This is a genomic window from Streptomyces sp. NPDC026062, assembly GCF_055568375.1.
Genome location: NZ_JBVHOQ010000033.1, coordinates 68,477 through 90,894 on the forward strand (window position 1 = coordinate 68,477; position 22,418 = coordinate 90,894).

At 68.7% G+C, this 22,418-nt stretch carries 19 protein-coding genes and 1 riboswitch; of the genes, 7 read left to right on the forward strand and 12 right to left on the reverse strand.

Features of this window, described 5'->3' with window-relative positions:
- Positions 1-9: 9 nt before the first annotated feature.
- From ACZ4LX_RS27110 to ACZ4LX_RS27155, 10 genes are all read right to left on the reverse strand, one after another.
- Positions 10-876 carry a thioesterase family protein gene (locus tag ACZ4LX_RS27110; RefSeq protein ID WP_467649702.1) on the reverse strand — a complete coding sequence of 289 codons (867 nt, stop codon included), beginning with the start codon at positions 874-876 and terminating at the stop codon, positions 10-12.
- Positions 877-991: 115 nt separating this feature from the next.
- Positions 992-1,651, reverse strand: a complete 660-nt coding sequence (locus ACZ4LX_RS27115; protein ID WP_467649703.1) for a trimeric intracellular cation channel family protein — start codon at positions 1,649-1,651, stop codon at positions 992-994.
- Between the two features lie 18 nt (positions 1,652-1,669).
- On the reverse strand, positions 1,670-2,881 hold the full coding sequence (locus ACZ4LX_RS27120) for an ABC transporter ATP-binding protein (RefSeq protein WP_467649728.1): 1,212 nt from the start codon (positions 2,879-2,881) through the stop codon (positions 1,670-1,672).
- Positions 2,882-2,931: 50 nt separating this feature from the next.
- Positions 2,932-4,017 carry an ABC transporter ATP-binding protein gene (locus ACZ4LX_RS27125; protein WP_467649704.1) on the reverse strand — a complete coding sequence of 362 codons (1,086 nt, stop codon included), beginning with the start codon at positions 4,015-4,017 and terminating at the stop codon, positions 2,932-2,934.
- A complete protein-coding gene (locus tag ACZ4LX_RS27130) occupies positions 4,014-5,024 on the reverse strand; it encodes an ABC transporter permease (RefSeq protein ID WP_467649705.1) in 1,011 nt (336 codons plus the stop codon). Before ACZ4LX_RS27130 ends, ACZ4LX_RS27125 begins: the two co-directional genes overlap by 4 nt.
- A 141-nt stretch (positions 5,025-5,165) precedes the next feature.
- Entirely contained in the window at positions 5,166-6,932 is a 1,767-nt protein-coding gene (locus ACZ4LX_RS27135) for an ABC transporter substrate-binding protein (protein ID WP_467649706.1), read from the reverse strand.
- A gap of 69 nt (positions 6,933-7,001) precedes the next feature.
- Positions 7,002-8,000 carry an ABC transporter permease gene (locus ACZ4LX_RS27140; RefSeq protein WP_467649707.1) on the reverse strand — a complete coding sequence of 333 codons (999 nt, stop codon included), beginning with the start codon at positions 7,998-8,000 and terminating at the stop codon, positions 7,002-7,004.
- A 419-nt stretch (positions 8,001-8,419) separates the two neighbouring features.
- Positions 8,420-9,226, reverse strand: a complete 807-nt coding sequence (locus ACZ4LX_RS27145; RefSeq protein WP_467649708.1) for an enhanced serine sensitivity protein SseB C-terminal domain-containing protein — start codon at positions 9,224-9,226, stop codon at positions 8,420-8,422.
- A gap of 173 nt (positions 9,227-9,399) precedes the next feature.
- Positions 9,400-10,170 carry an enhanced serine sensitivity protein SseB gene (locus ACZ4LX_RS27150; RefSeq protein WP_467649729.1) on the reverse strand — a complete coding sequence of 257 codons (771 nt, stop codon included), beginning with the start codon at positions 10,168-10,170 and terminating at the stop codon, positions 9,400-9,402.
- Between the two features lie 144 nt (positions 10,171-10,314).
- Entirely contained in the window at positions 10,315-11,001 is a 687-nt protein-coding gene (locus ACZ4LX_RS27155; protein ID WP_467649709.1) for an AAA family ATPase, read from the reverse strand.
- 170 nt (positions 11,002-11,171) lie between these two features.
- Positions 11,172-11,267, forward strand: a riboswitch (glycine riboswitch).
- A 146-nt stretch (positions 11,268-11,413) separates the two neighbouring features.
- Here ACZ4LX_RS27155 and gcvT point away from each other — a divergent pair.
- The 7 genes from gcvT to ACZ4LX_RS27190 all read left to right on the forward strand — a co-directional run bounded on the left by gcvT (position 11,414) and on the right by ACZ4LX_RS27190 (position 19,799).
- On the forward strand, positions 11,414-12,529 hold the full coding sequence (gene gcvT / locus ACZ4LX_RS27160; RefSeq protein WP_467649710.1) for a glycine cleavage system aminomethyltransferase GcvT: 1,116 nt from the start codon (positions 11,414-11,416) through the stop codon (positions 12,527-12,529).
- A gap of 93 nt (positions 12,530-12,622) precedes the next feature.
- Positions 12,623-13,000, forward strand: coding sequence for a glycine cleavage system protein GcvH (gcvH, locus tag ACZ4LX_RS27165; protein WP_467649711.1), 378 nt, complete (start codon positions 12,623-12,625; stop codon positions 12,998-13,000).
- Positions 13,001-13,019: 19 nt separating this feature from the next.
- Positions 13,020-14,279: a serine hydroxymethyltransferase gene (gene glyA, locus ACZ4LX_RS27170; protein ID WP_467649712.1), complete on the forward strand. Its 1,260-nt coding sequence runs from the start codon at positions 13,020-13,022 to the stop codon at positions 14,277-14,279.
- A 155-nt stretch (positions 14,280-14,434) separates the two neighbouring features.
- A complete protein-coding gene (locus ACZ4LX_RS27175; protein ID WP_467649713.1) occupies positions 14,435-15,817 on the forward strand; it encodes an L-serine ammonia-lyase in 1,383 nt (460 codons plus the stop codon).
- Between the two features lie 984 nt (positions 15,818-16,801).
- Positions 16,802-17,755: a ParB/RepB/Spo0J family partition protein gene (locus ACZ4LX_RS27180; protein WP_467649730.1), complete on the forward strand. Its 954-nt coding sequence runs from the start codon at positions 16,802-16,804 to the stop codon at positions 17,753-17,755.
- Positions 17,756-18,175: 420 nt separating this feature from the next.
- Entirely contained in the window at positions 18,176-19,027 is an 852-nt protein-coding gene (locus tag ACZ4LX_RS27185) for a VOC family protein (RefSeq protein WP_467649714.1), read from the forward strand.
- A gap of 94 nt (positions 19,028-19,121) precedes the next feature.
- Positions 19,122-19,799, forward strand: coding sequence for a response regulator (locus ACZ4LX_RS27190; RefSeq protein WP_467649715.1), 678 nt, complete (start codon positions 19,122-19,124; stop codon positions 19,797-19,799).
- A gap of 60 nt (positions 19,800-19,859) precedes the next feature.
- Here the strand turns inward: ACZ4LX_RS27190 and ACZ4LX_RS27195 are convergent, their stop codons facing one another.
- Both ACZ4LX_RS27195 and ACZ4LX_RS27200 read right to left on the reverse strand, forming a co-directional pair.
- The gene (locus ACZ4LX_RS27195) at positions 19,860-21,098 is read right to left on the reverse strand and encodes a beta-ketoacyl-[acyl-carrier-protein] synthase family protein (protein WP_467649716.1); all 1,239 of its coding nucleotides are present in this window, start codon (positions 21,096-21,098) and stop codon (positions 19,860-19,862) included.
- Positions 21,099-21,171: 73 nt separating this feature from the next.
- The gene (locus ACZ4LX_RS27200; protein WP_467649717.1) at positions 21,172-22,227 is read right to left on the reverse strand and encodes a beta-ketoacyl-ACP synthase III; all 1,056 of its coding nucleotides are present in this window, start codon (positions 22,225-22,227) and stop codon (positions 21,172-21,174) included.
- Between the last annotated feature and the right edge of the window lie 191 nt (positions 22,228-22,418).

Below are 22,418 nucleotides of genomic sequence, written 5' to 3' on the forward strand. Positions count from 1 at the left end.
CGCGAAACGTCAGCCGCGCGGGGCGCGGGCGAGCTGGCGGGACTGGGCGACCAGCCGGTCCGCGCTGTCCCAGACGTCCGCGTCCTCCTCCAGGAAGCCGCCCGCCAGGTTGCGGGTGGTGATGGACACGCGCAGCGGGCCCGGGGCCGGGCGGCAGCGGATGTGGGTGGTGAGCTCGATGGTCGGGGTCCAGCCCTTGAGCCCGAGCTCGAAGGAGGTCGGCGGCAGCGCGTCGACGGCGAGGAGCAGCGAGAGCGGGTCGGCGTCACGGCCGTCCGCGAGTCCGAACCAGCCGCGCATCTCCCCCTTGCCCGAGGGCTGCCCGATGGCCCAGCCGACCGTCGCCGGGTCGAGCTTGATGTCCAACCGGCCCGCGATCGCGGAGCTGCCGGGGATCGGCGCCGGGCCGTCGCTCGGGCCCAGGCAGTGGTCCCGGGGCGGGATGGCCGGCGGCGTGGCCGACGTGCGGATGTCGTCGGTCAGGGCATCGAGGTCGCCGTAGGTGGCGATGACCCGGATGCGCTCGATCTCGGCGCCGTCCTCGGCGTACTGGAAGAGGGAGGCCTGGCCGGTGGAGAGAGTGCGCCCGGTGCGTACGGCCTGGGTGCGGATGACCGCGGGGCCGGCCACGGACGCGGTGAGGTAGTGCGCCGAGACCGAGAAGGGGTCCGGATGGGGCAGCGCCTCGCCGAGTGCGCGACCGAGCATGGCCAGCAGGTAGCCGCCGTTGACCGCGCCGAAGATCGTCCAGCCCGCGGAGAGCTCGGCGTCGTAGACGCCTTCCTCGCGGAGGGTGACGGCGGTGTCCCGGTCGAACTCACTGTCCCCGAGGGTCGCCTGCGCGGTCGGTGCCGCCTGCTCTGCTGCCTGTGCCATGGCATGCACCGTACACCGATTGCATTACTGAGCGGTAGCTTTATCGGGTCGCCGAGATGACGGTACGGGTGACGGCGGATCGGAGCGAAGGAGGGCGGGACGGGACAGTGCGGGCCTATCCCTCGTCCGGCGTCGCCGAGCGCCGGTTGTAGGCGCGCGGGGCCCGCCAGTGGTAGCGCAGCGCCAGCAGCCGCAGCACAAATGCCGTGAGCACCGCGCAGCCGCTGCTGAAGGCGTTGAGCGCGCCGAAGCGGATACAGAGGACAATCATGGTCGCCCCGACGATGGCGGGCACCGCGTACAGGTCGCGGTCCCAGCGCAGCAGCGACGGCACCTCGTTGGCCAGCACGTCGCGCAGCACACCGCCGCCGACCGCGGTGGCCAGGCCGAGCGCGGCCGACGCGGTGAGCCCGAGGCCGTAGTCGTACGCCTTCACCGTCCCCGTGACGCAGAAGAGCCCGAGGCCGGCCGCGTCGAAGATGTTGACGCCCAGCTGGATCCGTTCGACCTGCGGGTGCAGGAAGAAGACCAGGCCGGCCGCGAGCAGCGGGGTGGTGAAGTACCCGAGGTCCGTGAAGGCGGCGGGCGGCACCGCGCCGATGATCACGTCACGGAACAGCCCCCCGCCCAGCGCGGTCACCTCGGCGAGCACCGCGATGCCGAAGACATCGAAGTTCTTGCGTACGGCGAGCAGAGCGCCGGAGATCGCGAAGACGAAGATCCCGACGATGTCGAGCGCATGCTGGACGGAGGGCGTGAACAGTTCGTTGAGCACCGGGCAATTGTGCCGGTACTACTCCTTGGGGCTGTCCTCCGAGGCATCGGAGGCTTCCGCCGGTGTCGCGGCTTCGGACTTCGAAGCCGTCTCCGGCTCGGCGACCGGCGTCGGCTCCGCGGCCGCCTCCGGTTCGGCCTGAGCGCCCGTGACCAGCTCGACCGTTTCCCGGGCCCCGGCCGGCGCCTGCTGGCCCGGCGCCTGGTCCGGCGCGTTCTCCGGGTGGTGGCAGGCGACCTGGTGGCCGGTCTTCAGCGCGATCAGCGGCGGCTCCTGCGTCTTGCAGATCTCCGTCGCCTTCCAGCACCGGGTGTGGAACCGGCAGCCGCTGGGCGGCGAGATCGGCGAGGGCACATCGCCCTTGAGCAGGATGCGCTCGCTCTTCGCCCCGCGCCGCCGCGGGTCCGGCACCGGCACCGCGGACATCAGGGCCTTGGTGTACGGGTGCATGGGCGCCGAATACAGGGACTTGCGGTCCGCCAGCTCGACGATCTTGCCCAGGTACATCACCGCGATGCGGTCCGAGACATGGCGGATGACGGAGAGGTCGTGCGCGATGATCACATAGGTGAGCCCGAGCTCGTCCTGGAGGTCGTCCAGCAGGTTGACCACCTGTGCCTGGATCGACACGTCCAGCGCCGAGACCGGTTCGTCGGCGACGACCAGCTTCGGCCGCAGGGCGAGCGCGCGGGCGATGCCGATGCGCTGGCGCTGACCGCCGGAGAACTCGTGCGGGTAGCGGTTGTAGTGCTCGGGGCTGAGCCCGACCAGCGACAGCAGCTCCTGGACATGCTTCCTGAGCCCGCCCTCGGGCTCGACGCCCTGGAGCTTGAACGGCGCGCTGACGATCGTGCCGACGGTGTGCCGGGGGTTCAGCGAGGAGTACGGGTCCTGGAAGATCATCTGGACGTCGCGGCGCATCGGCCGCAGCTTGCCCATGGACAGGTGCGTGATGTCCCGGCCCTCGAACTCGACCTTGCCGTCGGTCGGTTCGATCAGCCGGGTGATGAGCCGGCCCATCGTCGACTTGCCGCAGCCGGACTCGCCGACGACGCCCAGGGTCTCCCCCGGGTACACCTCGAAGCCGATGCCGTCGACGGCCTTGACCGCCGCGGTCTGCCGTCCCAGCACGCCCTTGCGGATCGGGAAGTGCTTGACCAGGCCCTCGACCCTGAGCAGGGGCTCGCGCGGGGCGGTGGCCTGTTCCGGGATCTTCACGTCCTTCTCCAGCACCGGCGGATCCTTCTTCTCGCTCACGTCGCTCACCTCACGCGCCTCGCTCACAGCTTCGGCGCAATCTCTTCGGTCCAGATCCGGGTCCGCTCCTCCGGTGCCATGTGGCAGGCGGAGAAGTGACCGTCGCCGACCAGCTCCAGCTCGGGACGCGTCGTGCGGGTGAGGTTGTCCTTGGGGATGTCCGCGTACGGGCAGCGCGGGTTGAAGGCGCAGCCTGCGGGGACGTTGATCAGCGACGGGGGCTGGCCCTTGACGGGGATCAGCCGCTCGGTCTGCTCACGGTCGATGCGCGGCATCGAGGTGAGCAGGCCCCAGGTGTACGGGTGCCTGGCCTCGTAGAAGACCTTCTCCGCAGGGCCGCGCTCGATGCACCGGCCGCCGTACATCACCAGGAGCTCGTCGGCCATCTCCGCCACGACCCCGAGGTCGTGGGTGATCATGATGACCGCGGAGCCGAACTCCTTCTGCAGGTCGCGGATCAGGTCCAGGATCTGCGCCTGGACGGTGACGTCCAGGGCGGTGGTCGGCTCGTCGGCGATGAGCAGTTCCGGGTTGTTGACCAGGGCCATCGCGATCATGGCGCGCTGGCGCATACCGCCGGAGAACTCGTGCGGGTGGGCGTCGACCCGCTTGTGCGGCTCGGGGATGCCGACCCGGTCGAGCATCTCGACGGCACGGGTGCGGGCGATCTTCTTGCTGACCTTGTTGTGGACCCGGTACGCCTCCACGATCTGCGAACCGACCGAGAAGTACGGGTGCATCGCCGAGAGCGGATCCTGGAAGATCATCGCCATCTTGCGGCCGCGCAGCTCGCGCACCCGGGCGTCGGACGCGCCGATCAGCTCCTCGCCGTCCAGCCAGACCTCGCCGGAGATGCGGGCGTTGGGGGCCGTACGGTGCAGGCCGAGCACACCGAGGGAGGTGACGGACTTCCCGGAGCCGGACTCGCCGACGATGCCGAGGGTCTGTCCGGGCTTCACATCGAAGCTGACGCCGTCGACCGACTTGACCAGGCCGTCGTCGGTCTGGAAGTGGATGCGCAGATCCCGTACGGAGAGGAAGGCCTCGTCGTCGGAACGCCGGCCGGCCACCGGCTCGCCCGGCGTCTCGGTCTTGGAAACCTCAGTCACGAGAGCCTCACCCTGGGGTCGATGGCGGCGTACACCAGATCCACCAGCAGATTGCAGATGACGATGAAGAAGGCGGCCACGAGGGTCACGCCCATGACGATCGGAAGATCGTTCTCCTGCACGCTCTTGATGGCGTACTGGCCGAGTCCGGGGAAGGAGAACACGGTCTCGGTGATGACGGCGCCTCCGACCAGCAGACCGAAGTCCATGCCGAAGATGGTGACGATCGGGGTGAGCGCGGCGCGCAGGCCGTGCTTGCCGATGACGACGCTCTCCTTGAGGCCCTTGGCGCGGGCCGTACGGATGTAGTCCTCACCCATCGTCTCCAGCATCCCGGCCCTGGTGATGCGGGCGTAGAGCGCGGAGTAGAGGAAGGCCAGCGAGCACCACGGGATCAGCAGGTTCCACGCCCAGTCCAGTGGACTGTCCGTGAACTCCACGTAGTTGACGCCGTCCCAGACGGGCCATTGCACCGTCAGCACACCCAGCGCGAGCATGCCGGTGAAGAAGATCGGCAGGGAGACACCGGCGAGCGCGACACCCATGAAGAAGCGGTCGAGGATCGAGCCCCGCTTCAGCGCGGAGACGACTCCGATCGCCACACCGCTGATCAGCCAGATCACCGCGGCACCGACGGCCAGCGAGAACGTGACCGGGATACGCGCGGTCAGCTCGGGCCAGACCTCGACGTGGCGCTTGAAGGAGTAGCCGAAGCACGGCACACCGCAGTGCGTGGCCTCGGGGCCGAACTGGAAGTCGGCTCCGACGAAGAGCTGCTTGATGAAGTGCCAGTACTGGATGTACAGCGGCTGGTCGAGGCCGAGGTTCTGTTTGACCGCGAGGATGGACTGCGGATTGGCGTCCTTGCCCACGTACTGGGCCGCCAATTGGTCCATCGTCTGCCCGGCCAGTCGGGGAACGAGGAAGAAGATCGCGAAGGTGACTGCGCTGACGATCAACAGCAGCAGTACCGCGCCGAAGACGCGTCGGATGATGTACGCAGCCACAGCTATCCGGCGCCGGTATCTGCTCGCCGGGGATTACCCAAGCGCTCGGACACCGTGCCTTCACCTGCCTTTCGGGACAATTCTGGGGGTCCGGAGGCCGCCTCCCGAGCCGCGTGCGCGGCCCGGGAGGCGGGGCCGTTCCTACTTGGCGGAACCCATCAGCACGTAGTCGTACATGCCGAGGTAGGCCTGCGTGACCGTGACGTTCGTCGCGGAAACCGGGCGGAGCAGCAGGTTCTTGCGGTAGATCAGCGGCACAGCGGTGGCACCTTCGGCGACAGCCCTGTCGACATCGGCCCAGGCCTTCGCGCGGGCGGCGTCGTCGGTGTTGGCGATGCCGTCGTTGAGCAGCTTGTTGATCTTCGGGTCGTTCAGTTCCTGGACGTTGTTACCACCGGACGGCTTGATGGCCGAGCCGTTGATGATCTGGTCCAGGAAGCCGAAGCCGGTCGGCCAGTCCGCACCCCAGGCGCTCATGATCATGCCGAGCTTGTTGGCGTGGACGTAGCTCGGGTTGCCCGCGAAGTTCTGGAAGTACTTGCCGGCCGGGAAGGTCTTGATCTCGGCGTTGACGCCGATCTTCTTGAGCGAGGCCTGCACCGCGGTGACCATGGCCATCTCGGCGGGGCGGTCGGAACGGGCCGAGATCTTGGTGTCGAAGCCGTTCGGCTTGCCACACTGCTTCAGCTCGTCCTTGGCCTTGGCCTCGTCGCCCTTGTGGCCGGCGGACTCGTACTGGTCGAACTTCTCGTAGCCGTTGACCGTCGGCGGCAGCAGGGTCGTCGCGACGTCACCCTTGGGGTCGCCACCCTGCGCGGCCTGGACCGACGCCTTGTCGATGCCCCACTGCACGGCCTTGCGGCAGTGGATGTTGTCGAACGGGGCGACGTTGACGTTCAGACCGATGTACGAGGTGGCACCCGCGTACGAGATGTCGGTCTGCTTCTTCAGGTCGGCCTTGGTGAGGACCTTCGGCTGGGTCGCCGGGGCGACACCGGTGCCGGCACCGTCGACGGTGATGTTGTCGGAGAGCAGGTTGTTGTCGACCGTCTCCTGCTTGACCTTGAAGCGGACCGTCACCTTGTCCGGCAGGGCCGGGCGGATCGGGTCGGTCTTCGCGTCCCAGTTCGTGTTGCGGACGAGGGTCGCGCCGCGGCCCTCCTCGTAGGACTCGAACTTGTACGGGCCCGAGGACACGATCTTCTTGACGTAGTCGGCGCCCTTGTCCTTCGCGGCCGGCACGGGGGCCGTCTGCGAGAAGGTCGCCAGGTAGTCGAAGTCCGCGAAGGCGTCCTTCAGCTTGAAGACGATCGTGAGGTCGTCCGGCGTCTCGATGGAGGCGATGCCATTCGGGTTCTTGTCCTTGTACGGACCCTGGTACTTGTCGCCGCCGAGGAGGTGGGCCTTGAAGTACGTCGGGCCGTTGGACAGGGCCTCCGGCGCGAAGTTGGAGCGCTCGACGGCGTACTTGACGTCCTTCGAGGTGATCGGGGTCCCGTCCTCGTACTTGAGACCCTTCTTCAGCGTGTACGTCCAGGTCTTCGCGTCGGGGCTCGCCTTTCCGAGACCCTCGGCGAGGTCCGGGACGACCTCCAGGCCTTCCTTGCCGGCGGCCGGCTTGAAGGAGGTCAGGCTGCGGCTGTACAGACGGGCGAAGTTCTGCACCCAGCCGTAGTACGTGTTGCCGGGGTCGAGCGAGTCGGGCTCGTCGGACATCTCCAGCTTGAGAGTCCCGCCCTTCTTGTCCGACTTGTTGACGATCGAGGTCAGCGCGGCGTCAGTGGCGCCGGCGCCACCGCCACTGCCCTTGCCGCCGCTGTTGTCGTCCTTGGAGCCGTTGCACGCGGAAGCTCCGAGCATCAGGACCACAGCTGTGGCGACCACCGCTGTCGTTTTTCTGGTCTTCACCTGAGGAAATTCCCCTCAATCGATGGTTGCCGTGGCTTGTCGCACGACGTTGTGACGAACACCCGGGCACTACTTGCTACGAGGATCGAGGGCATCACGCAGCCCGTCTCCCAGCAGGTTGAACGCCAGCACCGTGACGAAGATGGCCACGCCCGGCACGATCATGTACATCGGGTCGTTCTGGTAGAAGTCGATCGCGTTGGTGAGCATCCCGCCCCAGGATGCCTGCGGGGGCGCGATACCGACGCCGAGGTAGCTGAGGCCCGCCTCGAAGAGGATGTTCGAGGGGATGAGCAGCGTGGAGTAGACGAGAACGGGCGCCACCAGGTTGGGCAGCAGCTCCCGGAAGAGGATGAAGGGCCCTCGGGCACCCAACGACCTTGCGGCTTCGACGAATTCGCGATTGCGCAGGCTCATGGTCTGGGCGCGGACGATGCGGCCGATGTACGGCCAGCTGAAGAAACCGATCACGAAGATCAGGACCGCGATCCTCAGCGGCAGTCCCTCCAGGCCGAAGGCGCCGTCCTGGAGTGCCGCCGAGATGGAGATCGCGAAGAGCAGCAGCGGGAACGCCAGGAAGGTGTCCATCATGCGGCTGATGACGGTGTCCACCCAGCCGCCGTAGAAGCCCGACACCACACCGAAGAAGACGCCGATCACCACGGAGAGCAGGGTGGCTCCCACCGCGACGACCAGGGACACCCAGGAGCCCTCGATGATCCGGGTCATGATGTCGCGGCCGTACTGCGGCTCGACGCCCAGCGGGTGGCTCCAGCTGATGCCGCCCCAGTCGCCCTTGGGTGCGAGCAGCGCGGGGTCGATGAGGTCCTGGTGGAACTCGTTGGGGTCCAGCCCGAAGACGGCCTGGATCGGCTTGGAGAGCACGGCGAGCAGGATCAGCAGGATGACAACGATGCCGCCCGTCACCGCCACCTTGTCGCGCTTGAAGCGCGTCCAGGCGATCTTCCCGAGCGAACGGCCTTCGATCTGGCTCTGTTTGACTCCCGTGAGTACTGCCTCCGGCTGCGCCTGGGCAGCCGAACCGGTGGTCTCGATCGGTGCGGTCACAGTGCCTCTGACCCCTCCCGCCGGCGGTGGCCGGCCCTTGCTCGCCGTAGTGACGGCTTGGCGCGTTTCAGCCGGGGCGCTTGACTCGGCTGATGTGTTCGGTGCGATGGACGTGTCCGTGGAATGACTGTCGGCGCAACCTCGTACAAAGGGCGGACGATCCCCACTAGCCGGGAGTCTTCAATGCCGTTGCGATCACCCGCCAGACCTGGCGGGGAATGTTTGCTCAAACGTGATGCGGTCAGTGAGCTTCCGTTATCCGGACAGCTTGATCGAGTGAGCGGACCACTCGGCCGCTAATCCACCAGAACGGACATGACGCCCAACAGGCGCCATTGGGTGGCTATTTGGGTGACCCTCACGGATGCCTTGTCCGCCGGGGAGCTGTTTGTCCCGACCTGGGACGGAGCCCGATTGGGCTAATAGGCGCGCGGGGCGGGGCCGGGAGGGTGCGGGTAGCCGTAACCCGGAGCGACGGCGGCGCCCCGGCCGGCCTGGGCGTGCGGCTCACGGTCGTAGAACGGACGGGAGTTGGCGCGCAGCCACATCGCGACCGGGTCGTACGCGTCGGCCATCGCGACCGTGGAGACCGGGAGCCCCTCCGGCACCGCGCCGATGGACTGCTGCATCATCGCCCGCACGGCGTCGACGGACGGCGCGCTCGTGTCGTACAGATCGAGTCCGACGGCGAGGTACGCGGCGCCGAGCGCGGGCTGCACCCAGGCGCGGCGCAACGAGCGGATCGCGGGGGTGTGGTGGGCGTTCTGCGTGAGCTGGGCGTAGAACTGCGGAATCTCGATGGCGGGTTCACTGATCCGCAGCGGACCGGCGGGCATCCGGTCGAGGCCGGTGGCGATCCGGCGCAAGTCCAGCCAGGGGATGCCCACGCCGCCGCCCGGTGCGTGCGGATTCAGCCAGATGCCCCAGCGGTCGGGGAACAGGGCGCGGGCGATGTCGCGGCCGTCCACGACCTCGTGGTCCCGGTTCCAGCCGCTGGCGGAGAGCTCCTGGGCGGAGGTGACGCAGGGGGCGTAGCCGAGGCCGTCGATCTCCATGTTGCCGTACTGGGCGTCGGGCGAGCCGGCCCGGCCGTGCCAGAGCAGCATCCAGATCCGGTCCGCCGCCAGGGCCTGGAGGAGCGCCTCGTACGCGTCGTAGCGCCCGGGCGTCACCTGGCGCAGCATGTGCTCGACCTGCCCGGCCGCCGCGCTGCCTGCCGCACTCACCCTGGGTCCCGCCCCTCATCGATCCAACGTCTCGGCCTGCCGCTCCCGGGCCCTCGGGGACGGCGCGGTGCCGAGGCACCAGCCATCAAACCAGCTTATGCGGCGGCCCTGACACCGACTTGACTCCAGGGCCTGAGCCGTCGGCCCCGGGCACCGGCCCTCTTGCCGTACGGCTACTCGGCGGGGCGCCGGTAGAAGGGACGCACCCGGGCCCGCATCCAGTCGGCCACCGGATCCTGGGCCACGTCGAGCAGTACCAGGTTGACCGGCCAGGGCACCTCGACGCGTCCCAGCGCCCGGCCCAGGGCGTCCATGGGGGCGTTGCGCCCGGCGCCGTCCCAGGTGGAGAACTCGACGCCGACGAAGAGAACGGGGGCACCGCCCTCGATGCTGGCAAGGGCGCGACGGGCACTGAGCACGACGCCGCTCGCCTCGAACTCCCCGGCGGCGGCGGAGAGGAAGTCGACGGGCTCCTCCTGCCAGTCCGGCTCGTACAGCCGGACCCGGCCGCCGCTGGAGGGGCCGTCGAGCGGGGTGCGTCCGGCCCGGCAGAGCTCGGCGACGGCGGGCGGCGGCAGCGGCATGCCGACCGCGCCGCCCGGGTTCACCGCGATGCCGAGCTGCGGGGGCAGGCCCCGGGCGAACTCGCGGGCGGGTGCCACGGTGAACGACATATGGGCGCCGGCGCAGGCGAGGAACTGCTGCTCGGAGCTGAACACGGGGACGTACGGCGCGCCGTCGATGTCCAGCGTGGACAGATCCAGGTCGGTGGAGTCCGCCGAGCCCCCGTTGGGCAGGGGCACCCAGAGGTGGCTGCGGCCGAGCACCTCCACCAGCCGGCCGCCCGCATCCGGACTGCCGAGCGAGGCGCTCAGTACTTCTTCGAGCTCGTTGGCCGGCCATCCGCCCTGCGGATGGGCTTGGGCCGGTGCCGGAATGTCCACTGTCTCCCTCTCACCCATGTCGTGCAGCAAGAGATTAGCGCCGCTCCCCGGTTCCCCGTCCGCCGTACACGGCCGGACAGCCTTCGCACGGCCTGCGTTCCCCTCGGCTGTGCACCGCCTGTCCAGTCTTCGGACAGCTTTGTCTCAGCCCTCGCCCTGTGCGTCTGCGAACGTGATCCGCCTCAGCAGCCCCGCCGCCTCCCGGTCCAGCAGCACCGCCGAGGCGCAGCCGAAGGGCAGCAGACCCGACTCGGTGTCCCGCAGCAGCCGCCGCACGGCCCTGCGGTGCCGGGCGAACGCGTAACCGGAGACTCCCCGGCCGCGCTCGCGCTGCCCCTCCCGCGCGGTCCGCGGGGTGACGTCGAGCAGGACGAGGTGAAGGATGCGGCCGCGCCGCCGGGCGTCACGGGCCAGCCAGCCACGCACCCAGGCCTGGGTGCCGCAGTCGTGGACGACGACGGACACGCCGGAGCGCAGCACCCGCCACAGCCCCCAGTAGTGGGCGACGCGGACGAGCGGTCGGTAGAGGGCGTACGGGAGTAACCGGGGCAGCCGGGCCGCCCAGCGGTCCCTGGTGTCCTGGGAGTCGATGGCGTGCGCGGCGACGGTCCGCGCGATGAGGGTCGATTTGCCGCTGCCGGGCAGCCCGGAGACCACCACCACGTCGCCCGTCGTGAAGCGCAGGCTGCGCGGGCTGCGCCCGCCCCGCTCCCGGAGATCCCGTACGACGGGCGCGTGCGGGCCCACCCGCTCCCGGACCGGCACACCCGGCTGCTCGGGCAGTGCGCCGTGCGCGACCCCCGCGGTCGTCGCGTACCGCTGCAACGTCATCGCCCTCCCCCTGTCGGCTGACCCACACCTGCCCAAGAAGTGTAAAGAAAAGGTAATGCGGCACAACCGATCGACCCGCCGGATCCGTCAGGAGACCGGCATCGCGCACCGGCCCCCCACTCTTCCGCAATGCGTGCGATGATGACCCCGTCAACTGCATAAAGGCCGCTCGAATCCGCGCGGGAGAGTCCCGGCCACCCTGTGCCGGGCGCCGAAGGAGCAAGATCCTCCCTTGAATCTCTCAGGCCCCGTACCGCGTGGATGAGGCAGATCTGAAAAGCGAGCCGCCCCGCGGCTCCACCCAAGGTGCAAGCCGAACGAACCCGTGCGGGGTCTTTCGGCGAACCTCTCAGGTTCCGATGACAGATGGGGAGGGATCGTCCTCGTCGTCATGCCCTGGGAGCCTTTGTCCATGAGCACCGCCCCCCGTCTCACCGCCCTCGATGCCCTCCATCGTTCGCTCGGCGCCACCATGACCGACTTCGCGGGCTGGGACATGCCGCTGCGGTACGCCAGTGAGCGCGACGAGCACAACGCCGTCCGCACGAAGGCCGGCCTCTTCGACCTCTCGCACATGGGCGAGATCACCGTGACCGGCCCCGAGGCCGTGGCGCTGCTGAACTTCGCGCTCGTCGGCAACATCGGAACCGTCTCCGTGGGCCGCGCCCGCTACACGATGATCTGCGCCGAGGACGGCGGAATCCTGGACGACCTGATCGTCTACCGCCTGGCCGGGACCGAGTACATGGTGGTCGCCAACGCCGGCAACGCCCAGCTCGTCCTGGACACGATCACCGCCCGCGCCGCCGGCTTCGACGCCGAGGTGCGCGACGACCGCGACGCGTACGCGCTGCTCGCCGTCCAGGGCCCCGAGTCCCCCGCCATCCTCGCGGCCGTCACCGACGCCGACCTGGACGGCCTGAAGTACTACGCCGGGCTGCCCGGCACGGTCGCCGGCGTCCCCGCGCTGATCGCCCGTACCGGCTACACCGGCGAGGACGGCTTCGAGCTGTTCGTCGCCCCCGGGCACGCCGAGGCCCTGTGGCGGGCGCTCACCGAGGCGGGTGCCTCGCGTGGGCTGATCCCGTGCGGGCTCTCCTGCCGCGACACGCTGCGCCTGGAGGCGGGCATGCCGCTGTACGGGCACGAGCTGACCACGGCGCTGACGCCGTTCGACGCCGGTCTCGGCCGGGTCGTGAAGTTCGAGAAGGAGGGCGACTTCGTCGGGCGCAAGGCCCTGGAGGCCGCCGCCGAGCGCGCCGAGACCGCCCCGCCCCGCAAGCTCGTCGGCCTGGTGGCCGAGGGCCGCCGGGTGCCGCGCGCCGGATTCTCCGTGGTCGCGGACGGCCAGGTCATCGGCGAGGTCACCTCGGGCGCGCCCTCCCCCACGCTCGGCAAGCCGATCGCCATGGCGTACGTAGACGCCGCCCATGCCGCACCCGGCACCGAGGGCGTCGCGGTGGACATCCGCGGCAGCCACGAGGCGTACGAGGTCGTGGCACTGCCGTTCTACAAGCGGCAGAAGTAGCGTCCGCGCGCGCCCGGAAAGTGACGCAGTCGCGTCTCACACCGTAAGACCACCGTTCATCAGCACTCCCCCGCGTACAGGAGAATTCAGGTCATGAGCAACCCCCAGCAGCTGCGGTACAGCAAGGAGCACGAGTGGCTGTCGGCCGTCGAGGACGGTGTGGCCACGATCGGCATCACTGAGCACGCGGCCAACGCGCTCGGTGACGTCGTCTACGTCCAGCTTCCCGAGGTCGGTGACACGGTGACCGCGGGCGAGACCTGCGGCGAGCTGGAGTCGACCAAGTCCGTCAGCGACCTGTACTCGCCGGTGACCGGCGAGGTCACGGCGGCCAACCAGGACGTGGTGGACGACCCGTCGCTGGTGAACTCCGCTCCTTTCGAAGGCGGCTGGCTGTTCAAGGTACGCGTCGCGGGGGAGCCGGAGGACCTGCTCTCCGCCGACGAGTACACCACGTTCTCCGGCAACTGAGACCCCAAGGGACCACCTGATGTCGCTTCTGAACTCCTCCCTCCACGAGCTGGACCCGGACGTCGCCGCCGCTGTCGACGCCGAGCTCCACCGTCAGCAGTCCACCCTCGAAATGATCGCATCGGAGAACTTCGCTCCGGTCGCGGTCATGGAGGCCCAGGGCTCCGTCCTGACCAACAAGTACGCCGAGGGCTACCCCGGCCGCCGCTACTACGGCGGCTGTGAGCACGTCGACGTGGTCGAGCAGATCGCGATCGACCGCATCAAGGCGCTCTTCGGCGCCGAGGCCGCGAACGTGCAGCCGCACTCCGGTGCGCAGGCCAACGCCGCCGCGATGTTCGCGCTGCTGAAGCCGGGCGACACGATCATGGGCCTGAACCTGGCCCACGGCGGTCACCTGACCCACGGCATGAAGATCAACTTCTCCGGCAAGCTCTACAACGTGGTCCCCTACCACGTCGACGACACCGGCGTCGTGGACATGGCCGAGGTCGAGCGCCTCGCCAAGGAGTCCAAGCCGAAGCTGATCGTGGCCGGCTGGTCCGCCTACCCCCGCCAGCTGGACTTCGCCGCCTTCCGCCGTATCGCGGACGGAGTCGGCGCGTACCTGATGGTCGACATGGCGCACTTCGCCGGTCTCGTCGCCGCGGGCCTGCATCCCAACCCGGTGCCGCACGCCCACGTCGTCACGACCACCACGCACAAGACCCTCGGCGGTCCGCGCGGCGGTGTGATCCTCTCCACCCAGGAACTCGCCAAGAAGATCAACTCGGCGGTCTTCCCGGGCCAGCAGGGCGGACCGCTGGAGCACGTGATCGCGGCCAAGGCGGTCTCGTTCAAGGTCGCGGCGGGCGAGGAGTTCAAGGAGCGCCAGCAGCGCACCCTGGACGGCGCCCGCATCCTCGCCGAGCGTCTGGTGCAGCCGGACGTCACCGAGGTGGGCGTCTCCGTCCTGTCCGGCGGCACGGACGTGCACCTCGTCCTCGTGGACCTGCGCAACTCCGAGCTGGACGGCCAGCAGGCCGAGGACCGGCTCCACGAGCTGGGCATCACGGTCAACCGGAACGCCATCCCCAACGACCCCCGGCCGCCGATGATCACCTCGGGTCTGCGGATCGGCACGCCCGCACTCGCCACCCGCGGTTTCCAGGCCGAGGACTTCACCGAGGTCGCCGAGATCATCGCTTCGGCGCTGAAGCCCTCGTACGACGCGGACGACCTCAAGGCCCGCGTCGTCGCGCTCGCCGAGAAGTTCCCGCTGTACCCCGGCCTGAAGTAGTCCGGACCAGCGTATTTGCACGTTGGGGAGGGGCACCGCGCACACTGAACAGTGAGCGCGGTGCCCCACCTCTTGCCCCCTGCTCTTCGGGCCCACCCCGCCCGTACCGCACCACCCGGCAGACAACGACGTCTACCAATGCTTAGGAGTCACCCGTGGCCATCTCGGTCTTCGACCTGTTCTCGATCGGCATCGGCCCGTCCAGCTCCCATACGGTCGGCCCCATGCGCGCGGCCCGTATGTTCGCGCGCCGCCTGAAGAACGAGGGCCTGATCGCCCACACCGTCTCGATACGCGCCGAGCTCTTCGGCTCCCTCGGTGCCACCGGCCACGGCCACGGCACCCCCAAGGCCGTCCTGCTCGGCCTGGAGGGCGAGTCCCCCCGTACCGTCGACGTCGAAACGGCGGACGACCGGGTCGAGGCGATCGGTACCACCGGCCGGCTCAACCTCCTCGGCATGCACGAGATCGCCTTCGACGCCGACAAGCAGCTGATCCTGCACCGCCGCAAGGCGCTGCCGTACCACGCCAACGGCATGACGGTCTTCGCGTACGACCACGAGGGCGCCCTGCTCCTGGAGAAGACGTACTACTCGGTCGGCGGCGGCTTCGTCGTCGACGAGGACGCTGTCGGCGAGGACCGGATCGTCCTCGACGACACGGTCCTCAAGCACCCCTTCCGTACCGGCGACGAGCTGCTGCGCCTCGCCCGTGACACCGGTCTGTCGATCTCCTCGCTGATGCTGGAGAACGAGCGCGCCTGGCGCACGGAGGACGAGATCCGCTCCGGCCTACTGGGCATCTGGCGCGCCATGCAGGCGTGTGTCTCGCGCGGCATGTCCCGCGAAGGCATCCTCCCCGGCGGCCTCAAGGTCCGCCGCCGTGCCGCGAACACCGCCCGCCAGCTGCGGGCCGAGGGCGACCCGCAGACCCACGCGATGGAGTGGATCACCCTCTACGCGATGGCGGTCAACGAGGAGAACGCCGCGGGCGGCCGCGTCGTCACCGCCCCGACGAACGGCGCCGCCGGCATCATCCCCGCGGTGCTGCACTACTACATGAACTTCGCGGCCGGCGGCGCCACCGAGACGGAGAAGGACGACAGCATCGTCCGCTTCCTGCTGGCGGCCGGTGCCATCGGCATGCTGTTCAAGGAGAACGCCTCCATCTCCGGCGCCGAGGTCGGCTGCCAGGGCGAGGTCGGCTCCGCCTGCTCCATGGCCGCGGGCGCCCTCGCCGAGGTCCTGGGCGGCACCCCCGAGCAGGTCGAGAACGCCGCCGAGATCGGCATGGAGCACAACCTCGGCCTGACCTGCGACCCGGTCGGCGGCCTCGTCCAGATCCCGTGCATCGAGCGCAACGGGATGGCGGCGGTGAAGGCCGTCACCGCCGCCAAGATGGCGCTGCGCGGCGACGGCAGCCACAAGGTCTCCCTCGACAAGGTCATCAAGACCATGAAGGAGACGGGCGCGGACATGAGCGTGAAGTACAAGGAGACGGCGCGGGGCGGGCTCGCGGTGAACATCATCGAGTGCTAAAGGGCTGTCCCGCAATACCTGGTGGATCAGCGCGCGGCGTCAGATGCGGTGCATCGCAAGGCGGAGGGGCGCCCGCATACTGGATGTATTCGGGCGTTCCGACAACGCGGCGAGGTGCCGTAGCTGACGCCGCGCACCCGCCAGGAATTGCGGGACACCCCTTGGGCGAATGGGCCCTGACCAGCGCGTTCGCATCTTTCAGCGCTGTCAGGGCCTTCTCTGCCTACGCGGCGGAAAGTCCCTGGAACCTCCCTGAGACAGACGTGAAAGTCCCTGAAAAGTCCCTGGGATGTCCCCGGGGGGGACTTCGCTGCTTGCAGTTGTGTACGGCCGAAATCAGGACCGAGCCAGCGCTCTTGCCGTCTGAGGAGAGGTCTCTTTGCTCCCTGATCCTTCGCAGACGTTCCGCGAGAGGCACCTCGCGCTCACGGACGACGGCCGACGGTCAGTGGGAATAGCTCAATGACCCGAGGCCGTCCCCACCCCTGTACGGCACCCCATGATCAAACCGGACAATCAGGGCTCTTCCCGGGACCCTGCACCAACCACGGCCAATCCGGCCAAAACTGATCACATTCACAGAAGGATCCCTAGTCCAAATCACACCTACATGATATTGTTCAGGCGGCTTAATCGAGAGCGCTTTTATCTACATTTAAATGCAGTCGAGGGTATGGAGAAACCCATGAAATCCAGCCCTCCAGGCCGGCAACTGAAAAAGCATCGAATTGAACGCCCCGAGTCGATCTCAACCAAAGGTCACCATAACATCCTGCAGCAATTTCACACGCGCCACATAAATTAAATTCGTGCCACCATGGGGGAAATGCAGTGCATGAGTCACACACAGGGGCCATCGTTTCTGGCCGCAGCAGGTCGGTCGATCTTTCGACTCAAAGACCCGGAGCCAGAACACCTGGGACCAAGGCTTCCGGAACCGTCTCGGTTCCGATCGCCGCACTGCTGCCCGGTGACTCCCCGAGAATGCATGGTTTGAATCAGGAGCACGCGACCCAGTTGGCCGAACACGAAGGCCCGCTGCCACCCATTCTCATCAACCGGCGCGACCTTCGTGTGATCGACGGCATGCATCGCCTTTTGGCGGCGTACATCAGAGGCCAGGAGACCATTGACGTCGAGTTCTTCGACGGGTCCTCGGAAGACGCGTTCCTGCGGGCTGTGGAAGCCAACGTGACGCACGGCCTGCCCCTGTCACTCGCCGACCGGCGTTCCGCTGCCTCCCGGATCATCGCCTCGCACCCGCAGATGTCAGACCGGGCCATCGCCCGTGTCTCGGGCCTCGGATCCAAGGCGGTGGCCGCCATCCGCCGCCGTTCAACTGACGCCACCGCACAGTTGAACACCCGCGTGGGCCAGGACGGACGCGTGCGCCCGCTGAACAGCACCGAGGGCAGGCGGAAAGCCGCCGAAGTGATCACCCAGAACCCCGAGGCGTCGTTACGAGAAATCGCCCGGCTGGCCGGAATCTCGCCGGCCACCGCGAGTGATGTGCGCAGGCGCCTCAGATCCGGCGAGCCTCCCGCCCCGACCCGCATGGAAGCCGGCGCGGCCTCTGAGGACTCGAGCCCCGGGTCCACCGCCCCGGCCGCCGTTCCCGGCGACGAACTCGTCGTCCCTTCGCCCCGGACAGTGCCGAGGCAGGGGCGCCGGGCTTCTCCGGCTGCGAACGCCCCGGGCCCTCTGCTCGACAAGCTGGCACGCGATCCATCCCTGCGCCTCAAAGAGGACGGCCGTCACCTTTTGCGGCTGCTCCAGCAGAACGCGGTGACGCAGTGGCCCAGCCTGGCGGCTGCCGTGCCGCCACACTGCGGTAAGTCGATAGGCAGTCTGGCACGCCAGTTCGCGGCCAGTTGGCTGGAGCTGGCACAGCAGTTGGAGGAACGAGAACAGTCCGCTCCCTCAAAAGCATGCAGCTGACGGCCCGGGCATTTTCCAGCTTCCCGCCCTGAGTCCAGGCTCTCGAAGCCACATCCCACGCATCGCGGGCGGCGCCTTCCGCCGATGCGACGAACTCATGCGCACCATCCAATCACCGTCTCGGCCCCGTTCCGTCGGTCCTTCGGGCTAGATTCCGCAGACCGTATCGGTCCGGAGATGTAGTACTGCCGAACGGTTCCGATCGCCCATGGGCAGCCGACGGGGAAGGAGCGGCGTGTGCAACTGGCAGTGCCGCAGTTGCACACGCCGCTGAACTCGGAAGATCCGGTGATTGATTGCTTACCTCCCTGCCGGGCATCCTGCTTCGTCACGGACTGGAACCACCTTTCCGTCAGCTGTGGCAATCGATCGATTCCCTGCCCAGCTCTGCAACACCTCCCACTCCCAGGAGCCTTGCCGATGGCTGTGCGAGACATATCGCATGTCGAGCTGTACACGAGAGACAAAATCGCCACCGTTGACTTCTTCGTCTCCGGCATGGGTTTCACACGGGTCGCGGACTCCGTGGCCGTCGACCGGAGTTCCGTGCTACTGCGGCAGGGCGACGCCCAACTCGTCGTCACATCGGGCTGGGCGACCGGCGAATGGCTGTCCGAGTACGGGGACGGCGTCGCCGACATCGCTGTGACGTGCGACGACGCGTCGGAGACGGCACGAGCCGCGCTGGCCTCGGGCGCCCGGGTCACGGGCTCCCCGCACGGGTTTCCGGTCGTGTCAGGATGGGGCGCTGTCTCCCACACCCTCTTCCCGGCCGCTACGACGGACTCCAGCACTCCGCCCCCAGGTCACAGGTGGACGGCCTCTCCGAAGGCGCCGGAAGAGCCCACGGGGCACATTCGACGCTACGACCACATCGCTATTCGCCTGGAGGCGAACCCCCTCAGGGACTACGCGGCCTTCTGCGCCGAGGTTCTCGGCCTGTCCCTCGGCCCGGACACCCGCCCACCCGCCGGCGGCCGGACTGCCGCCCCACTCGTCGCACGCAGTGTCTCGGAGCGTGTGGCCTTCGTTCTCACCACGACGGATGCGCACCACGGCGCGGGAGCACGCGACACACACGTGGACCCCGAAGAGCCCCCGGGCACTCACCGGCTGGCGTTCCTCGCCGATGACGACCGGTCCGGGACATACGAGTACCATCACCCAGGCATGCCTCAACTACGCCTGTGCACGGTCGGGCACGCGAGCCGGCAAGAGTTCGGCACCGTTCTCTCCGGACTCGCCTCCGGGACCCGCAGCCCGGTCGGCTGACCGGGTACGCACCAAGGTCGTTCGGGGGCCCAGGCTCGAGGATGGTCCAGAATATGGCCGTGATGACAACACGAACGGCGGGAGGCCTCGGCCAGTGACTGACGCCCCAGGCACGGACCTGCGCGCCGTCATCGTCGACGACCAGGCATTGGTGCGCACCGGGTTCCGCATGATCCTGATGTCGGACGGCATCGAGGTGGTGGGTGAGGCGACCACGGGTGGCGAGGCCGTCGCGGTGGTGCGCCGCACCCGGCCCGACGTGGTGCTGATGGACATTCGGATGCCGGAGATGGACGGCATCGAGGCGACCCGCCGGATCCTCGCGGACAGCTCCCTGCAGACCCGCGTCATCATGCTCACCACGTATGACGTGAACGAGTACGTCTACGAGGCCCTGTCGGCCGGCGCCGCCGGGTTCCTCCTGAAAGACGTCTCCCCCGATCAGCTGGTGGCCGCGGTGAGGCTCGTACGGGCCAACGACGCCCTCCTGGCACCCAAGATCACTCGCCGTCTGATCGAGCGCTTCTCTCCACGTGCGGAGATGAAGCCCAAGGTGCACCAGGACCTGTCCCAACTGACCACACGTGAGCTGGATGTGCTGCGCCTGCTGGCCACCGGCTTGAGCAACGCCGAGTTGGCGGAGCGGCTCAGCCTGAGCACGTCCACGGTGAAGACGCATGTGGCGCGGATCCTGTCCAAGCTCGGGCTCCGCGACCGGGTGCAGGCCGTCGTACTCGCCTACGAGACCGGGCTGATCTCTCCGGGCGAGTAGCCAGTGAGAGACCAGCCCGGGCAGGCGGGTGTCCGGTATCGTCCGGCCGGGGCGTCCGGCTCAGACGCTGCCGAGCACGACGACCGCGTTCTGGCCTCCGAAGCCGAACGAATTGCTCACCGCCACGGACACCGGGGTGTGCCGGGGTCCGCCGTACACGATGTCGATATCGGGCAGAGCCGGGTCGGTGCTCTCGAAGTTGGCGGTGGGCGGTATGAGTCCCTGCTCGATCGACAGCGCGGTGAACGCGGCCTCGACCGCTCCCGCCGCGCCCAGCATGTGCCCGGTCACGCCCTTGGTGGAGGTGACGGCGACCTCCGTGCCGAACATCCCCTCGATGAGCCGTGCCTCGACGGCATCACCCTGCGGGGTGCTGGTCGCGTGGGCGTTGACGAGGGTCACCTCCGAGGTGCCGACCCCTGCGTCCGCCAGAGCCTGCCGCAGGGCCAGCCGGGCGCCGTACCCCTCGGGGTCGGGAGCGGTCAGGTGATGGGCGTCGGAGGAGGCGCCGTATCCGAGCAGCCGCGCGTATCCGCGTCGGCCTCGGGCCTGGGCGTCCTCTGCGCGTTCCAGGACGAGCACGGCTGCTCCCTCGCCCAGGACGAAGCCGTCGCGGCCCGCGTCGAACGGCCGGGACGCCCGGGCCGGGTCCTCGAAGCGCCGGGAGAGCGCCTTGAGGCGGTCGAAACCGGTGGCGACCAAGGGGGTCACGGCAGCCTCGGTGCCACCGGCGAGGACCACGTCGCAGCGGCCCGCGCGCAACAGGTCCAGGGCCGTGCCCACGGCAGTCGTTCCGGACGCACATGCCGTGGACACGGTCAGGGACGGGCCTTGCAGGCCCATGTCGCAGGCCACGGTGCCGGCCGCGATGTTGTCGAGCGCCTTCGGGACGGTCAGCGCGTCGACCGCGTGCGGTCCCTGGTCCGCCAGTCGCAGCCACTGCTCCTGCCAGATCCGCTGTCCGCCGATGCCGGTGCCGAGGACGACGCCGACCCGGGAGGGGTCCCAGGAGCCGTCGGTCAAGGACGCGTCGGCGACAGCGGCGCGTGCCGCGGCGACGGCGAACCTGGTGAAGAGATCCATCGGGTGGGCCTCGTCACCGCGCTCCTGCTGTGCGTCGAAGCCGGTCACGGCGCAGCTGAACGGCACACCGAGGCCGGCCAGCCGGGGATCCTCCACGGCAGGGGACACACCGGCGCACGTGGCCTTCCAGGTCAGTCCGGTGGTCAGTCCGGCCGGTGTGACCATGCCGATGCCGGTGACGACGATGTCGGGTCGGCCCCGCACGGGGGCGGTCATGCCGTCGGGTCGAGGACGGGGACCTCGTGGGTCCGGTCGGGAAGATCGAGCAATGGGGGCACGTGGGGGGAGATCATCTGCAGGTTTCCTTCTGTCCTATTTCGGAACGCACGGGGGTCAGATGTGGCCAGGTCAGCGCGGCCGATCCCCAGGTCAGTCCACCGCCGAAGGCGGTGAGCACGGTGCGGGAGCCGGGCTCGAGACGCCCGCCGTCGACGGCATCGGCCAGTGCCAGCGGGATGGACGCGGCCGCGGTGTTGCCGACCCTGGCGATCTCGCACACCACGGCCTCCGACGGCACCCCGAGCCGGTCCGCGACCGCGTCGATGATGCGCGCGTTGGCCTGGTGGGCCACGAAGGCCCCGATGTCGTCCGGGGCCCAGGCGCAGTCCTTCACGACACTCAGCGCGGAAGCAGTCATGTGTTCGACGGCCCGTAGGTACACTTTGCGGCCCATCATCGTGAACCAGCGTTCGCCCTCGGGCTGTTCACGCTCGCCAGGCACGCGGATCGCGTCCCTGGCCGCGCCGTCGCTGCCCAGATCGAACGCGAGCAGGGCCCCTGTCTCCCGCGCGGTGCCGCGGCGCAGCACCACCGCGCCGGCGCCGTCGCCGAACAGCACCGCGGTCGACCGGTCAGCGGGGTCGACGATGCGCGAGTACGTCTCGGCGGCGGTCACCAGAACGCTGTCCGCCAGGCCGGCACTGAGCAGTCCGGTCGCGGTCGCCAACGCGTAGACGAACCCGCTGCACACCGCCGACACGTCGAAGGCCGGTATTCCGCCCTGGCCGATGCGATCGGCGACCTCGGGGGCGGCGGCCGGGCAGGGCCGGTCCGGGGTCGTGGTGGCGAGCACCAGCGCGTCCACCGTCGTACGGCCCGCCGAGCGCAGGGCGGCGTCGGCCGCCGCGCAGGCGAGGTCCGTCATGGAGACATCCGGTGTCACGCGCCGCCGGGTGGCGATTCCGGTGCGCGCACGGATCCAGTCGTCGCTGGTGTCCAGCCGCTCCGCGAACCAGGCATTGCGGATTTCCGTACGGGGAAGGCAGGTTCCCAGTCCGGCGACGACTGCCGCGAAGCGGTCGTCCGGCTCTTCCCGGGCCGGTGTCGTGAACTCCGTTGCGCGCATTCTCACGCCCCTTCAATTCCTTATTCCTGACGACATGAGACAGGGTGTTCCCGGAAGTTCGACGAAGATCGACCGTACACAGGCCCGAATAGCAGACACAACAGTGGCCTTGAGCAGCTCATTCGATTCGGCTGATTTCATATCGCAACAACATGCGGATCGCCCGTTCAACCCTGCCCTCGGCGCCAGTT

Excerpts from the sequence above, each read along its gene's own strand:
- ACZ4LX_RS27155 (WP_467649709.1), bottom strand. The coding sequence starts at position 11,001 with ATGACGTTGCAGCGGTACGCGACGACCGCGGGGGTCGCGCACGGCGCA.
- ACZ4LX_RS27110 (WP_467649702.1), bottom strand. The coding sequence starts at position 876 with ATGGCACAGGCAGCAGAGCAGGCGGCACCGACCGCGCAGGCGACCCTC.
- ACZ4LX_RS27200 (WP_467649717.1), bottom strand. The coding sequence starts at position 22,227 with ATGCGCGCAACGGAGTTCACGACACCGGCCCGGGAAGAGCCGGACGAC.
- gcvH (WP_467649711.1), top strand. The coding sequence starts at position 12,623 with ATGAGCAACCCCCAGCAGCTGCGGTACAGCAAGGAGCACGAGTGGCTG.
- ACZ4LX_RS27180 (WP_467649730.1), top strand. The coding sequence starts at position 16,802 with ATGCATGGTTTGAATCAGGAGCACGCGACCCAGTTGGCCGAACACGAA.
- ACZ4LX_RS27195 (WP_467649716.1), bottom strand. The coding sequence starts at position 21,098 with ATGACCGCCCCCGTGCGGGGCCGACCCGACATCGTCGTCACCGGCATC.
- gcvT (WP_467649710.1), top strand. The coding sequence starts at position 11,414 with ATGAGCACCGCCCCCCGTCTCACCGCCCTCGATGCCCTCCATCGTTCG.
- glyA (WP_467649712.1), top strand. The coding sequence starts at position 13,020 with ATGTCGCTTCTGAACTCCTCCCTCCACGAGCTGGACCCGGACGTCGCC.
- ACZ4LX_RS27185 (WP_467649714.1), top strand. The coding sequence starts at position 18,176 with ATGGCTGTGCGAGACATATCGCATGTCGAGCTGTACACGAGAGACAAA.